Consider the following 15,161-nt stretch of genomic DNA (forward strand, 5'->3'; position numbering starts at 1 on the left):
TAAATAGTTATACTGTTTATTTTTTTAGTATTTTAAATTTATAATTGGGGCTTTGCCCCAAACCCCAGTTCTTTTATTGGTATAAAAGAACCAAAAGAACTGCATTTTTATATACTAAAATAATTAATGATACAACATGTAAAACACAATTTTATAACTAAAATTATGTTGAAAATTACACAACTAATTTTTTCAAGTACTTTTGAAACAAGTCTAATATATAAAAAAGGCCGCATAAGAAATTCTTATACAGCCTTGAGTATTTTTTTAACTTAAATAGTTAATATTAATTTTCTATATAAGCATAGCTGAATTTATGTTTTGCTAAATTATCATATATAACACCTTTTAATTTAGGGCTAACTAAAGTAGGTGTAGCATAATAGTATAATGGTATTATAACATCATTATCCATGAATATTTTCTCAGCTTTATGCATAGCATCCATTCTGATATTCTGATCTATTGTATTCATAGCAGTTTGGAGCAAATTATCATATTCTTTATTTGTAAATAGAGCATGATTTTGAGGGCTATAACTTAAAAACATACCTAAGAATGTCATAGGGTCATTATAATCAGCAGTCCAACCGCTTCTTCCCATAACATAATTTTTATCAGTATATAATGTCTGTAAAAATACAGCCCATTCCTGCTGACTTACTGTACTATCAACATTTAAATGCTCTTTCCACATTTGCTGTACTGCTTCAAAAGTAGGAATTTGAACATTAGAATCAACTAAAAATTGAAGTACAGGAAAACCTTCTCCATTTGTATATCCAGCTTCTTCCATTAACTTTTTAGCCTTTTCTATATTTTTCTGATAATCTTCAGGCTTAACACTTATATAATCCCCTCCTACCTCTCTAAAATCTCCATTAACATCAGGAGCTCCAAAAGGTACGAATGCACCGGCAGGCACACCAGCTTTTACGATATTATCAACTATATAATTTCTATCTATAGCCAATGATAAAGCCTTTCTAACTCTGCCGTCTTTTAAAACTTCATTAGTATGATTTAAAGCATAATAATATGTTCCAAGACGTTTAACCATTTGAAGTACACCTTCTGCTTTTAGAGTATCTATATCCTGAGCTGGAACTCTGTCAGAAAAATGCAAAGAACCTTCTTTTATGCCGGCAACTGAAGCTGTAGGGTTATCCATTAAAACAAATGTTATTTTTTCTGGAACTAAATTCTCATAATCCCAATAATTAGTATTTTTTACCATTACTATATTATTATCTATATTACGTTCTATCATTACATAAGAACCATTTCCTATATAACTTTCCGGATTAATAGTCCAAGAATCACCATATTTCTCTATAATATCCTCGCGAATAGGATAGAATGTAGGAAATGCAGTTAATTCTAAGAAATATGCTGTAGGCTTTTCTAATGTTACCTCTAAAGTATAATCATCAATAGCCTTTACTCCCAAAGTATCCAAATCCATTTTGCTTGAATTAATAGCCATAGCATTTTTTACAGGTTCAAATTGATAGCTATATTCACTTGCTGTTTTATGGTCTACCGCTCTTTTCCAAGCATATACAAAATCTTTAGATGTTAATGGAGTTCCGTCAGACCATTTTCCATTAGTTCTTAAATGGAATATGTATGTAAGTCCGTCTTCGCTTATATCCCAGCTTTCAGCAGCTCCGCCCACTAATACACCTTCTTTATTTCTTGTAGCAAGTCCTTCAAATGCATGTATTATGTAAACAGAAGCATCTGAAGCTATATTTAATGTAGGGTCTATAGTTTTAGGCTCTGGACCTACATTTATAAATAAACCTTCACCTTGATTTTTATTCTTTGATGAACAAGATGTTATTATCAAGCCTATTGATAATAAAAAAATAAAAAATAAACGCATAATATTTTTCATAAATCAATACCCTTTTTGTTTTTTATAAATAATTAGAAAATATATTATATCATCAATTATTAAAAATCAATTAATTAATAAAAAAATAAATTAAATTAAAATATTAAAATAGATTATAATCTCTATAGGGCGGGGGGCTATAGAAATTTCAAATATTTTAAAAATTTACTTTTGACAAACTTAAAAATTTTTAGTATATGCATTTAATTTTATATAGTGTTAAATTATTTTTTTATTATAATATAATAATTTATATAAAATTAATAAACTATGATAGGAATAAAAAATGCCAAAAATATCTAATTATCTTTTTAGTAAACATATAGAAAAATGCAAAATATCATTAGAAGCTTTTGAAGAAAGAGAAGTTCCAGATTTAAAAGATAATTTTAAAGAAGAAACAGAAAAAATTCTATATGAGGCAAATAATTTTTTAAATAATATTGAACCATTCAATTATTTTGATTTTTATGATTTTAACAGCAAGGCAAAAAATTTTAATGATGAATTAAACAGAATACTTGAAACATTCTATATAAAAGAGCCTGACGAACTTTATACTTATAACAGGTTTATTGAGTATTTTCATTATGATAAAACTATGTTTAATGATGAAAATGATGAAATAGATATTAACGATTTATATACTTTAGATGAATATTTTGATTGTAACACTAATGGAGTTGCTCTAAACAATATGAGAGAATATAGAGATGCTATAGATTATTATAGTAAAGCTATAGACTTAATTGATTATTATGCATTAGCTTATTATAACAGGGGACTTGCTAGAAGTAATTTAGGATTTTTTGAGAAAGCTATAAAGGATTATGACAAAGCAATAGAATTAAGTAAAAATTATAAAGACGCTTATTATAATAGAGGCTTTGCTAAAAATAATGCTGGCTTACACAAAGAAGCTATTGAAGATTATAATAGGGTTATAGAGTTAGACCCTAATAATATAGATGCATATAATAATAGAGGAGTTTCCAAAAATTATTTACAGCTTTTTGATGAGGCTATGAAAGATTTTAATAAGATTTTAGAATTAGAGCCTAATAATTATTGTGCTTATGGCAACAGAGGCAATTCTAAAAATGATTTGGGGCTTTATAAAGAGGCTATTGAAGATTATAACAAAGCTATAGAAATTAATCCAAATTATTCAGATGCTTATTATAATAGAGGAAATTCAAAAAAAGAATTAGGTTTATTTAAAGAAGCCATAGAAGATTATGATAATGCTATAAAATGGAAACCTAATGATATAAATTCTTATATGAATAGAGGAAATGCTAAATATGATTTAGAATTATATGAAGAAGCTATAAAAGATTATGACAAAATTATAAAATTGGATCATAATTGTGTAGATGCTTATTATAACAGGGCAAATGCCAAAAGAGAGCTGTGTTTATATAAGGAATCTATAAAAGATTATGATAAAGCTATATATTTAAATCCTAATTATAGTGATGCATATAATAATAGAGGGCTTTCTAAAAGTGATTTAGGAATGTATGAGGAAGCCATAAAAGATTATGAAGAATCTATAGATTTATGTGAGGATAATCCAGAAGCCTATTATAATATAGGAACTGCTAAATATGATTTGAATCTTTTAAAAGAATCAATTAAATATTATGATAAGGCTATAGAATTAAAACCAACTTACAGTGAAGCATATAATAACAGAAGACTTTCTAAAAATGATTTGGGACTTTATAAAGAGGCTTTAAAAGATTATGATAAATCTATAGAATTAAACCCAAATGACAGCAATACTTATAATAATAGAGGGCTTACTAAATATAGTTTAGGACTATATAAAGAAGCTATAAAAGACTATACTAAGGCTATAGAATTGACTCCTGATTATACCAATGCTTACGGTAACAGGGGAAGTGCTAAAGATGAATTAGGACAATATAAAGAAGCTATTGAAGATTATGATAAAGCTATAGAATTGGAACCAAATACTGCTTATTTATATAATGATAGAGGCTGGGTTAAGAAAAATGCAGGACTATATAAAGAAGCTTTGAAAGATTATAAAAAAGCTTTAGAATTAGATTCTAATAATGAATATGCAAAGAGTAATATTGCAAATCTAAAAAAAGAACATGGCTTGAAATAAAATTAGCTTTATTGGAATTATAAACTAAAAATTTTTTAATTTATGATTTTTTTGTTCAACTTTTCCCGTGGCAAAAGTTGCAAAAGCACTTATTAATTTTTTATTATAATCTATTTTTAAGCCTTATTTATATTTTAAGCAGCATAAAAATCAATTATCTGAAAAATTCTGAAATATTAAAAACTATAAAATGTAATATTAATGCTGGTATACCTATTACAATTAGAAGTACAATCTTAAAAATATTAAATAAAGTATTAAATATTCCAGTAAAAATTAATTTTATATTATAAAATATACCGGGATACGCTTTTTTCCCATTATTATTTTTTATATTTTTATCTGCATTATTTTCTATCAAAAGAGATATAACTTCTTTTTCCATATCAATATCTCTATACTCATTATTTTTTTTATATAAAATTTTATGAAGTGCAGTATCTCCATCATTATTTTGTAAATTAATATTGACTGAGTTTTTTATGAGCATTTCAATAATATCATATTCTTCTGTTCCTATATTATCTCTAGAAAGTATATAGTGAATTATACCATTTCCGTCATTATCTTGTATATTAATATTTGCTCCAAGATTTATAAGTGTTTCAATTTTATATTTACTATCTGGAACTCCTATAATTTCACTTGTACAGAATTTAGGTTTATGAAGTGAATTGTAGTACTTACTTATATCAAGTATAAGGCTTTTTCCCTCTTCATTTTTCCAGTTAATATCCATTCCATTATCTAATAAAACTTTTACGAAATTAGAGAAATTATTAGTGCTTAAATTAGGTATATAGTTATACCATGTTTCACTGTTCGTTATAGAGTAAGTTATATATTCTTTTTCAATATTTTCAATTATATATTTAAACTCATCAATATTTTCTGATACTACTGATTTGTATAATGCTGATTCTCTATTTGTTGCCGCTAAATTCTTAAAATCTTCACTTACCTGACCATAAGCAATGTATGAACTAATTATAATAATCCATAATACTTTCATCATAAACCTCTTTTTAATTATGTATTATATTTTTTGATTATACATTGTAGCGGTATATTTTCTCAATGTAGATTTATTGATTATATTTAATAGAAAATAAAATTTGAAACTATTTATTTTTTCTTATAATATTTTTTTACTAAATCAATCATTTTTTTATCCTGAATAGCCTCAGCATATTCTAAAACATTATAGCTTTCTTTTATACTTCTGCCATAGTCATTATCAGGTTTCATTTTTATATTTAAATCCACTCCATTTTTAAATAAATATTCAGCAACTTCATAATTATGTTGGTCTATAGCATGAAATATCGCAGTATAGTTTATATCATTAGGATAATAGTTCACATCAGCCCCATTTTCAACCAATGCCTTAACTATTTCTAAATTACCCGCACCTGCAGCAATTGCTATAGGAGGATAATAATCTAAAAATTTTGTATCTAAATCGGCACCATTATCTTTTAAAAGCTTTACTACTTTTGGAGTAGATGCCGCAAGTATAGTAGCAGGAGCAACTCCGCTATCATTTGTAGCATTAACATTTGCACCATTTTCAATTAAAAGTTTTGAAGCTTCATAAGGATTTTTTCCTGTAACAGCCCAAAGTAATGGAGTATCCCCATTATCATCAGCCTTTCCATTAACATCTATTCCATTATCTATTAAATATTTCATTATATTGATATTTCCATTTTCAGAAGCATAAATAAGTGCAGATGCTCCCCAAGATGATTTTTCATTTATATCTGCATTATTTTCTACTAATAGATTAAACATTTCTTCATTGCCGTTTTCGCATGCAATCATAATCATGTTTTTTCCGTCTTTATTTTTTATACTTATATCAGAATTATTGTTTATTAGTAATTTTGCCATCTCTATATTATCAGTTCTTACAGCTTCCATTAAAGCATTAAATCCATCGCCTGCTCTTAAATTAACCAAAGCCCCATTATCAATTAAAGCTTTTGCTATATTGTAATGATTATATGATGAAGCTATCATTAAAGGAGTAGAATTAGCATAGTGTGTAACATTGCCTATAATAATCTCGCCTTTTGAAAAAGCATTTATACCGCCCTCATTTATTAATTCTATTATTTCACGAACACCTGTTTTATTTTTATTTTTCTCTAATAAGCTTAATAATTCATCACTTGGTTTTATTATTTCATTTGTAATGGCTAAACTATTTGTTTTCTCATTATTGCTCTTGGAATAAAGTGATGAAATTGCAATTATCAATATAAATAATATCTTCTTTTTCATAAAACAACCTTTTTTATTAATATAGAATATATTATATAACAATACATACTAATACTCAATAAAAAAACATCTTTAAGCTAATAAATCTCCTCTGTAATTTACACATAAATCTATAGAATTGCTTAATTTTATTCTATAAAAACTTATTGTTTTATTTATTTCATATATATGAACATCTTTATATTTTTTTATAATATTTTTTACACTATTTGATATAGATTTTGGCAATATATTTTCTCTTATATCCTCATCGCTGCTGATATAATTCCAATTACCATTTTTATCAAAGTCAATGTAAGTTCCGTTAGATAATTTCACCTCATACTCATCATTGATTTTATCTATATATATTATTTTTGCATTATGGAAGTAAAATTCTATTAATCTTCTAGCATTTTCAGGCAATTTGCTAGGGGTTATTTTTATAGAGAGTTGTAATTTAGCGTTCATATTTTCCTCCGTCAAGTTATTGTAAATTATCTTTACAATTATAGTCAAAGGAGGAGTTTTGTCAATATAATTTTACAAATATTTTACAATAAATTTACAATTATTAGCTTTTTACAGGCAAAATATAATACATATCAAACATGACATATAGATTAGTGTAAATTTTATGTAAAATATAAATTGTTATTCTTTACAATTAACATAAATCTATACAAATATACAAAAAATACTTGAAAAATATAACATTTTGCAATATAATTTTTGTTGTAAAAATTTTCAGTAAATATATTTTGCTGTTATCATCTTATTTTAATTCTTTATATAGTAATAAAATAAGCGGAATTTTACAAAATACACATAAAAATAATAATTTTTTTATTAATAAATAGTATCAAACTACGGAGTGTATATTATGGAATATAATTTTACCACCATTGAAAAGAAGTGGCAGAAATTCTGGAAAGACAATCAGTCTTTCAAAACAGTTTCTAAACCTACAGACAAAAAATATTATGTATTAGAGATGTTTCCTTATCCATCTGGAAAAATGCATATGGGGCACGTATCAAACTACACTATAGCTGACTCTATAGCGAGATACTATAAACTGTTGGGCTATGATATTTTACATCCAATGGGCTGGGACGCTTTTGGTATGCCTGCAGAAAATGCTGCTATTGACAATAAAACTCACCCTGCTGAATGGACTTTAAAAAATATTGCCAATATGAAAGACCAATTAAACTTACTTGGATATTCATATGACTGGGATAGAGAAGTTACTACTTGTTTACCTGATTATTATAAATGGGGGCAGTGGTTTATATTAAAAATGTATGAGAAGGGACTTTTATATAGAAAAGGCGGAGATGTTAACTGGTGCGAGCATTGTAATACAGTATTAGCAAATGAACAGGTTACTGCAGAAGGCACTTGCTGGAGATGTGACGGAGAGGTTACTAAAAAGAAGCTTGAACAATGGTATATAAAAGTTACTGATTATGCAGAGCAATTAGATGCTGATTTGAAACTATTAGAAGGTTATTGGCCTGATAATGTTATAGCTATGCAGAAAAACTGGATAGGAAGAAGTGTTGGTGCTTATATCAATTTTAATTTAGATGACGGCAAAGACTTCCCTATATTTACAACTCGCCCGGACACTATTTATGGTGTTACTTATATGGCTATAGCTTGGAATTATGAAGGGCTTTTAGACATGTGTACTCACGAACAAAGAAGTGCTGTAGAAGAGTTTATAAAAAAGTCTGCTAAAATTGACCAAAAAACAGATTACGAAAAAGAAGGGATATTTACAGGAAGATATGTTGTAAATCCATTTAATGGAGAGAAAGCTCCTTTATATGCTGCTAATTTCGTTTTGGCTGAATATGGTAGCGGTGCTGTAATGGCTGTTCCTGCTCATGACCAGAGAGACTTTGAATTTGCTAAAAAATATAATATTCCTGTAAAAGTTGTTATACAAAATGATGACAATTCTATAAAAGCAGAAAACATGACAGAGGCCTATGTAGAAGACGGAATAGTTGTTAATTCTGACATATTAAATGGGCTTTCTTCAAGAGACGCTATAAAAAGAGCGATAGAATATGCCGCAGAAAAAGGTTTTGGAAGAGAGCAAGTACAATATAAACTTAGAGATTGGCTTATATCAAGACAGAGATATTGGGGCAACCCTCTTCCTTTTGTACATTGTGAGAAATGCGGTGTTGTACCTGTACCTGAAAGTGAGTTACCTATAACTCTTCCTATGGATATAGAGTTTACAGTTGGAGAAAACCCTCTTAAAAAATCTGCATCATTCGTTAATACTACTTGTCCTAAATGCGGTGCTCCTGCAAAAAGAGAAACTGACACTATGGACACATTTACATGCAGTTCTTGGTATTATGCAAGATATACAGATGCTCATAATGATAAAATGCCTTTTGACCCTGCTTCCGCTAATGCTTGGCTTGGCGTTGACCAATATATAGGCGGTATTGAACATGCTTGTATGCACCTTTTATATTCAAGATTCTGGTACAAGTTTATGAGAGATATAGGACTTATAAAAGGAGATGAGCCTTTCAATAGACTTCTTACTCAGGGTATGGTTTTAGCAAATAGTTATGAGGCTAAATCATTGAAAAAATTCTATACTCAAGAGCAGATGAACAATAAAGAATACGAAAAAGACGGCATTAAAAAAGAAGACATTATAGTAAAAATGGAGAAGATGTCTAAATCAAAAGCTAATGGTGTTGATCCGGCTGAGATTATAGAACTTTTTGGTGCTGATGCTGTTAGAATATTTGTTATGTTTGTTGCTCCTCCTGAAAAAGATAAAGAATGGTCTGATGAGGGTGTTAAAGGTTCTGCAAGATTCTTAAACAGAATTTGGAACTTATTCTTAAAATACAAAGATGAAGAAGCTTTCAAAAATGCTAAATCATTTGACTACAGCAATCTTTCAAAAGACGGACAAAAATTATTTAGAAAATACAACAAAACTATTAAGAAAGTTACAATAGACATCAAAGACAGATTCCACTTTAATACAGCCATTGCATCACTAATGGAGCTTTTAAACGACATGTCTACTATAAAATTAGCTAATAATGATGATTATGCTATGTTTAGAGAAGTGATTAGAGGCTACTTAATTCTTCTTAACCCAATAGCTCCGCACATAACAGAAGAGATTTACCAGATATTAAACTTTGGCAAAATGATTCTCGAAGAAAGATGGGTTGAGCATAATGAAGAATATTGCAAAGACGATACATTTGAATTGGTATTCCAAGTTAATGGTAAAATAAGAGACAGAATAGAAGCCGACGTTAATATAAGCGAAGATGATGCAAAAAATCAGGCATTATCAAGTGAGAAAGTAAAACAGTTTACAGAAGGAAAAAATATTATTAAAGTAGTTTATGTTAAAGGAAAACTCGTAAACATAGTTGTAAAATAAAATATTTTTACATAAACAAAAAAGAAGAGTGTAAAATTATATTTATGCTCTTCTTTTTTATAACTAACATTATTAATGTCTTGATAAGTTATGGTACTATTATTTATTAAAAATATTTTTTATTTCTCTAGCTAAATTTTCAGCTATTATTTTATGCGATTCTTTATCAAGATGTATTTGATCTTTTTCACTGGACTTTACTATACTCCCTAAATCAAAAAAATAAACTTTTTCTTGTTCTGCAAGCAATTTATATTTTTCAGCCAACTCTTTAGATATTTTCACAGAATTCTGATTAAAGCCTGAAAAGTTATTAACAATATCAACTTTATCTCCTATCGGAGGAGGTGCAAGTAATAAAATTTCAGGTTTTTCATATTCCATCGGATCCTCACTATTTCTAATCTTAAATATAATTCTTTTAATTCCTTTAGCAATTAAGTTAGAAGTAGCAGAAAAATGTGCTTTAACATCGTTTGTACCTAAAGATAGTATAACTAAATCTAATGGTTTATGTGTTTCTAATGCTATTTATATATATGCCATTCCATTTCTTCCAGGCTCAAACGGATCATCAAATACAGTTGTTCTGCCGCCCAAACCTTCCTCTATAATCCTATAATTATTACCTAAAATATGTTGTAATATTCCTGTCCATCTTTCATTTATAGAATATCTTTTATTAGCCATTGGTATTGAACCAAATGTATTACTGTCTCCATAACATAATATATTTATCATAATTCTAATTTCCTATTAAAAATTAATATTCGTGTTTAATAATATTAATAAAAATATATTTGTCAATATTAATTATTAATATATATTATTTTTATATATACTTTCATTACATCCCCCACCCTTTATTTTTTATTGTTTAATTTTGAAATTCTAAGTTCACTATTTTTAATTGACTAACAAAAAAAGCATTCCCACCCAAGTTTTATTTTAATTAAAAATCTATTATTCAACGCACGGTAAGATAAATTTTATATATGATAAAATTAACATTACAATTAATTTATTTAACTATAGTCTGCTTATCGTGCGGAGTGCATATTAAAAATTTAAACAACATTAGGGCGGGAGTTCAAATAAAAACAAAGACTTAAAAATATAAACGATATAAAAATAACAAATAAAAATTAATAAACCTATAGGGCGGGCAAACGAAATAAAAATGCAAAGTGCTAATATAATAATATAAAATTATCCTCAAGTTGTTGACGTATAAAAAATATTGTATATATTATAATTGATAGATTTGTGAATAAAGGAGTATCATTATGAAACTTGTAGAAAATAAAATAGCATTAGTAACTTCATCAACAAGGGGTATTGGTTTAGAATGCAGTAAGAAATTGGCAGAAAACGGTGCTAAGGTTTATTTGGCAGTGAGAAGACTTGATGCAGGCAGAGAGATAGCTGATGAAATTATAAAAAATGGCGGTAAAGCAGATGTTGTTTATTTTGATGCCACAAAAGAAGAGACTTTTACTTCTATGGTTGAAGATGTTGTAAAAAAAGAAGGCAAAATAGATATACTTGTTAATAACTTTGGTACTACAGATGTTAATAAAGATTTAGATTTAGTTAATGGAGATACTGATACATTTTTTAAAATTGTAAATGAAAATATAAAAAGTGTTTATTTGCCTTGTAAAGCTGCTGTAAAAAACATGAAAGCAAATGGAGGCGGAAGTATAATTAATATTTCATCTGTTGGAGGATTATTTCCGGATATATCTCGATTAGCTTATGGCATATCTAAAAGTTCTATTAATTTTTTAACTAAAAACATAGCAGTACAATATGCCAGAGATAATATAAGGTGTAATGCTGTGCTTCCAGGATTTGTGGCAACGGAAGCAGCTATGGCAAATATGTCGCAGGAGTTTTTAAATGCTTTTTTGAAAAATGTTCCTTTAAATAGACCCGCTACAACAGAGGATATAGCAAATGCTGTATTATTTTTTGCTAGTGATTTATCTTCGTTTATTACAGGAGAGACTATGCCTGTTTCCGGAGGATTTGGTGTGCCTTCTCCAATGTATGCATTATATCAGGATATGATGAAAAAAGGATAATATTAATTATTAACATAATTATTTTTTATTGACAAAAAATAAATTTATAATACTATTTAATAGTTTATTTTTAACAATTTTACATTTTTGTTAAAATTATGCTTATAATAATATATTTTACTTAAAGGCTATCACTTTATGCTATATGAAATTTTTTATCCGCTTCGAGAAAGTTTTTTTGGTTTCAATGTTTTTAGATATATTACTTTCAGAACTGCCGGTGCTGTTGCTACTGCATTAATTTTGGTATTGGTATTTGCTCCGAGTATAATAGAAAAATTAAAGAAGCTTCATTTCGGTCAGGTTGTAAGAGATGATGGGCCAGAGACTCATTTAGTAAAAACTGGTACACCTACAATGGGCGGCATATTTATAGTAGGAAGCGTGTTAATAAGTATATTATTATGGGGAAAATTGGATAATATAAAAATTATACTTCTTACAATATCTTTAATCATACTTTCTATAGCGGGATTTTTAGATGATTTTCTTAAGATTAAATACAAAAACTCTAAAGGATTACCCGGTAAATATAAAATTGTGTTTCAGGTTATTGTTGGACTAATAATAGGAATATATTTATATTATTTTGATAAATCCACTTTTTTAATGAAGTTTGATTTGGAGAAAGGAATAAGTGTTTTGGAGGCAGTAAAAGTTGCTCAAGTTCCTTCATCTACTTTATTTATACCATTTTTTAGCAATGTGTATATAGATTTAAAGATGCTTTACATACCTTTTTCTATATTTGTGGTTGTTAGTATGAGTAATGCTGTTAACCTCACAGATGGACTTGACGGTTTAGCTATAGGACTTTTAATAATAATGTCTATGGCTTTTGCGGTGCTTTCTTATGTATCTGGAAACTCTCTAATAGCAACATATTTAAAAATACCTTTTATATCTGATGCTGGAGAAGTTACAGTATTTGTGGGGGCTTTAATTGGTGCTGGTTTAGGGTTCTTATGGTTTAATGCACACCCTGCACAAGTTTTCATGGGAGATGTTGGAAGTTTATCACTTGGAGGAGTTTTAGGAATAATTGCATTATTTATCAAACATGAGCTTTTGCTTGTAATAGTCGGAGCTGTTTATGTGTCTGAGGCTTTTAGTGTTGTTGTGCAGGTATTTTCTTATAAGTTATTCAAAAAAAGAGTATTTAAAATGGCTCCTTTGCATCATCACTTTGAAAAATCCGGCTGGAAAGAGACTCAGGTTGTTTTTAGGTTTTATATAATTGGTATAATAACTGCTTTGATTGGCATAGCAACTTTGAAAATAAGATAATACGATTTTTAATATTTATATGTAGGTGTAAAGCTTTATGAAAGGAAAATTGATTGTTATAGAAGGAATAGACGGAAGCGGTAAGTCTACAATTGCAAAAAAATTAGCAGAAACATTAAATGAAAATAATATAGATACAATATACACTTTTGAACCGACAAACGCCTACTATGGAGCTAAATTAAGAGATACAATGCTTTCTAAAGATATGGATTTAGATAGAGAATTAAAGCTTTTTGTAGATGATAGAAAAGAGCATATAAGACTTATGATAAAACCTGCTTTAGAAGAAGGCAAAACTGTAGTGCTTGATAGATACATGTATTCATCTATTGCCTATCAGGGTGCTAAGGGCATTGATATAGAAAAAATAAAGAATATGCATGAAAGCTTCATTTTAACTCCAGATATAGTTTTTATTTTTCATCTGCCTGTAGAAAAATCTCTAAACAGAATCATGGAAAAAAGAGGCTTCATAGACAGATTTGAAAATGAAGAATATCTCAAAAAAGTAGAGAGCATATTTAAAAGTTTTAATGAGCCTTTTATTTATCATATAAATGCTGATAAATCAATAGATGATATAAACAAAGAACTCATTGAAATATTAAAACAAACTAAAATGCTTGCTCTAAACTATCCTCTATAACATCAGATACAATCTGATTATTTGCACTGTTATAATAATTATTTTTTTCTATAGTTTTTTTATCCAAGCTTTTTACTTCTAATGCAAGTATATAAATAGAGTTTTTTCTGCTGCCATCTTTAGCAATATAAGAGTTTTGTCTTAATTCACCATTTACTAATATATGTCTTCCTTTAAGAAGATTAACAGCAACTTTTTCTGCTGTATATCCCCAAGCTATTAAATCAAAAAAGTAAACCTCTTTTTGCAAACTTCCATTAACATAATAATATCTATTATTGGCTATAGAAAATTTGCATAAAGATTTTCCGTTTTTAGTTTTTATATATGAAGGGTCTCTTGTTAATCTTCCTTCTACTACGATAATATTAGCATTTCCAGACATAATTTTTACTCCTAATTTTTTTATTATAATCTTAGTTAAACAAAAATTATGAAAAAATATGCCTGATTTTATTTTGATTTTTTTGAGAATTTATTAATTATTAGAAATTTATTAATCTTCAGAATCATCAGATTCTTCATCATCTTCATCTCTGTTTCCAGAAGCCTCTCTTAGAACTTGTTTTATAGCATCAAAAATCTCTCTTGCCTTTGCTTTATTTATATCTGTAGTTTTAGTTCTTTTGGTTATAGAAGCTCTTTTTAATATCATATCTCCGTAAGTATCCCCTATTCCGCTTATTATAAGAGGATTTTTAATGAGTTTTTCTACAGTTGTGGCATTATCTGCAAGCAATTGGCAAAATAAATTATAATTAAATTGCTTAGTTAGAGGGTCATAACCCACTTGAGGCATTGTAGTATAATCTTTCCATATAGGTATAATGTGTGTAGCATCATTTTTATCTTTACTTTCATCTACTACAAAGAAATTGCCGTTATCTGTTTCTAATTTTATTAGAGCATTCTTATAAGTATTATTTTCTGTAAGCACAAAAGAGCCTCCAGAACCCAAATCTACAAGCATAGCATCTTGAGAAAACTGAAAATGCATATATCCGCCATGCCTCAATACATCTATAATTTTTTGCCCCTTAACTTCTTCAAGTTCTTTATATTTTTTGTCTAAAGCAACAACATTATTAATATAAGAATAACAAATCTCCCCTTTTAATGCATTAATTAAATTAATTAAATATGGAAGCTCTTTCATCTACTACAACCCCGTATATATTATGTTTACTTTTATTTTAACACTTTTATAAAAAAAAGCAATCTGAATAAGTATTATATTAGCTTAGAATTCAATTTATTAGAATTAATATATATTTAATATTATGAAAATATTACATTTTTAACGATATTTTGTTTTAATGAAAACTATATCTATATTATTATCCAATAAATAAAAATCAATATAACACACATTTTTATTAAGATAAATA

13 protein-coding genes are annotated in these 15,161 nt (G+C 27.7%); 5 read left to right on the forward strand and 8 right to left on the reverse strand.

What is annotated here, in order from left to right:
* Positions 1-286: 286 nt before the first annotated feature.
* A complete protein-coding gene (locus Q0H31_RS00645; RefSeq protein ID WP_295294992.1) occupies positions 287-1,900 on the reverse strand; it encodes a peptide ABC transporter substrate-binding protein in 1,614 nt (537 codons plus the stop codon).
* A gap of 286 nt (positions 1,901-2,186) precedes the next feature.
* On the opposite strand from Q0H31_RS00645, the gene Q0H31_RS00650 reads away from it, so the two are divergent.
* Positions 2,187-4,040 carry a tetratricopeptide repeat protein gene (locus tag Q0H31_RS00650; RefSeq protein ID WP_295294994.1) on the forward strand — a complete coding sequence of 618 codons (1,854 nt, stop codon included), beginning with the start codon at positions 2,187-2,189 and terminating at the stop codon, positions 4,038-4,040.
* A 154-nt stretch (positions 4,041-4,194) separates the two neighbouring features.
* On the opposite strand, the gene Q0H31_RS00655 is transcribed toward Q0H31_RS00650, so the two are convergent.
* The 3 genes from Q0H31_RS00655 to Q0H31_RS00665 all read right to left on the reverse strand — a co-directional run bounded on the left by Q0H31_RS00655 (position 4,195) and on the right by Q0H31_RS00665 (position 6,776).
* Positions 4,195-5,052, reverse strand: a complete 858-nt coding sequence (locus Q0H31_RS00655) for an ankyrin repeat domain-containing protein (protein WP_295295106.1) — start codon at positions 5,050-5,052, stop codon at positions 4,195-4,197.
* Positions 5,053-5,165: 113 nt separating this feature from the next.
* Positions 5,166-6,326, reverse strand: a complete 1,161-nt coding sequence (locus Q0H31_RS00660; RefSeq protein ID WP_295294996.1) for an ankyrin repeat domain-containing protein — start codon at positions 6,324-6,326, stop codon at positions 5,166-5,168.
* Positions 6,327-6,398: 72 nt separating this feature from the next.
* Positions 6,399-6,776: a PepSY-like domain-containing protein gene (locus Q0H31_RS00665; protein WP_295294998.1), complete on the reverse strand. Its 378-nt coding sequence runs from the start codon at positions 6,774-6,776 to the stop codon at positions 6,399-6,401.
* 412 nt (positions 6,777-7,188) lie between these two features.
* On the opposite strand from Q0H31_RS00665, the gene leuS reads away from it, so the two are divergent.
* Positions 7,189-9,750, forward strand: a complete 2,562-nt coding sequence (leuS, locus tag Q0H31_RS00670) for a leucine--tRNA ligase (RefSeq protein ID WP_295295000.1) — start codon at positions 7,189-7,191, stop codon at positions 9,748-9,750.
* A gap of 99 nt (positions 9,751-9,849) precedes the next feature.
* Here leuS and Q0H31_RS00675 read toward each other — a convergent pair whose 3' ends face one another.
* Both Q0H31_RS00675 and Q0H31_RS00680 read right to left on the reverse strand, forming a co-directional pair.
* Positions 9,850-10,281, reverse strand: a complete 432-nt coding sequence (locus Q0H31_RS00675) for a GDSL-type esterase/lipase family protein (protein ID WP_295295108.1) — start codon at positions 10,279-10,281, stop codon at positions 9,850-9,852.
* Positions 10,282-10,491 (reverse strand): hypothetical protein, encoded by a 210-nt coding sequence (locus Q0H31_RS00680; RefSeq protein WP_295295002.1) that lies wholly within the window; start codon positions 10,489-10,491, stop codon positions 10,282-10,284.
* Positions 10,492-11,036: 545 nt separating this feature from the next.
* Between Q0H31_RS00680 and Q0H31_RS00685 the strand changes: the two genes are divergently transcribed.
* The 3 genes from Q0H31_RS00685 to tmk all read left to right on the forward strand — a co-directional run bounded on the left by Q0H31_RS00685 (position 11,037) and on the right by tmk (position 13,773).
* A complete protein-coding gene (locus tag Q0H31_RS00685; protein ID WP_295295004.1) occupies positions 11,037-11,837 on the forward strand; it encodes an SDR family NAD(P)-dependent oxidoreductase in 801 nt (266 codons plus the stop codon).
* A 138-nt stretch (positions 11,838-11,975) separates the two neighbouring features.
* Positions 11,976-13,124 carry a phospho-N-acetylmuramoyl-pentapeptide-transferase gene (gene mraY / locus Q0H31_RS00690; RefSeq protein WP_295295006.1) on the forward strand — a complete coding sequence of 383 codons (1,149 nt, stop codon included), beginning with the start codon at positions 11,976-11,978 and terminating at the stop codon, positions 13,122-13,124.
* A gap of 37 nt (positions 13,125-13,161) precedes the next feature.
* Positions 13,162-13,773, forward strand: a complete 612-nt coding sequence (gene tmk / locus Q0H31_RS00695; RefSeq protein ID WP_295295008.1) for a dTMP kinase — start codon at positions 13,162-13,164, stop codon at positions 13,771-13,773.
* On the opposite strand, the gene Q0H31_RS00700 is transcribed toward tmk, so the two are convergent.
* The gene (locus Q0H31_RS00700; RefSeq protein WP_295295010.1) at positions 13,742-14,158 is read right to left on the reverse strand and encodes a single-stranded DNA-binding protein; all 417 of its coding nucleotides are present in this window, start codon (positions 14,156-14,158) and stop codon (positions 13,742-13,744) included. The two genes, tmk and Q0H31_RS00700, sit on opposite strands and share 32 nt — an antisense overlap.
* A gap of 111 nt (positions 14,159-14,269) precedes the next feature.
* Positions 14,270-14,929: a DNA-formamidopyrimidine glycosylase family protein gene (locus Q0H31_RS00705; RefSeq protein ID WP_295295012.1), complete on the reverse strand. Its 660-nt coding sequence runs from the start codon at positions 14,927-14,929 to the stop codon at positions 14,270-14,272.
* Positions 14,930-15,161 lie beyond the last annotated feature (232 nt).

Origin of the sequence: uncultured Brachyspira sp. (genome assembly GCF_934747485.1) — a bacterium.
Taxonomy (GTDB): Bacteria; Spirochaetota; Brachyspiria; order Brachyspirales; family Brachyspiraceae; genus Brachyspira.

What these genes read in the sequence shown, in the direction of transcription:
- leuS (WP_295295000.1), top strand. Translation starts at nt 7,189, where the DNA reads ATGGAATATAATTTTACCACCATTGAAAAGAAGTGGCAGAAATTCTGG.
- Q0H31_RS00650 (WP_295294994.1), top strand. Translation starts at nt 2,187, where the DNA reads ATGCCAAAAATATCTAATTATCTTTTTAGTAAACATATAGAAAAATGC.
- mraY (WP_295295006.1), top strand. Translation starts at nt 11,976, where the DNA reads ATGCTATATGAAATTTTTTATCCGCTTCGAGAAAGTTTTTTTGGTTTC.
- Q0H31_RS00705 (WP_295295012.1), bottom strand. Translation starts at nt 14,929, where the DNA reads ATGAAAGAGCTTCCATATTTAATTAATTTAATTAATGCATTAAAAGGG.
- Q0H31_RS00685 (WP_295295004.1), top strand. Translation starts at nt 11,037, where the DNA reads ATGAAACTTGTAGAAAATAAAATAGCATTAGTAACTTCATCAACAAGG.
- Q0H31_RS00700 (WP_295295010.1), bottom strand. Translation starts at nt 14,158, where the DNA reads ATGTCTGGAAATGCTAATATTATCGTAGTAGAAGGAAGATTAACAAGA.
- Q0H31_RS00645 (WP_295294992.1), bottom strand. Translation starts at nt 1,900, where the DNA reads ATGAAAAATATTATGCGTTTATTTTTTATTTTTTTATTATCAATAGGC.
- Q0H31_RS00665 (WP_295294998.1), bottom strand. Translation starts at nt 6,776, where the DNA reads ATGAACGCTAAATTACAACTCTCTATAAAAATAACCCCTAGCAAATTG.
- Q0H31_RS00680 (WP_295295002.1), bottom strand. Translation starts at nt 10,491, where the DNA reads ATGATAAATATATTATGTTATGGAGACAGTAATACATTTGGTTCAATA.
- Q0H31_RS00660 (WP_295294996.1), bottom strand. Translation starts at nt 6,326, where the DNA reads ATGAAAAAGAAGATATTATTTATATTGATAATTGCAATTTCATCACTT.
- tmk (WP_295295008.1), top strand. Translation starts at nt 13,162, where the DNA reads ATGAAAGGAAAATTGATTGTTATAGAAGGAATAGACGGAAGCGGTAAG.
- Q0H31_RS00655 (WP_295295106.1), bottom strand. Translation starts at nt 5,052, where the DNA reads ATGAAAGTATTATGGATTATTATAATTAGTTCATACATTGCTTATGGT.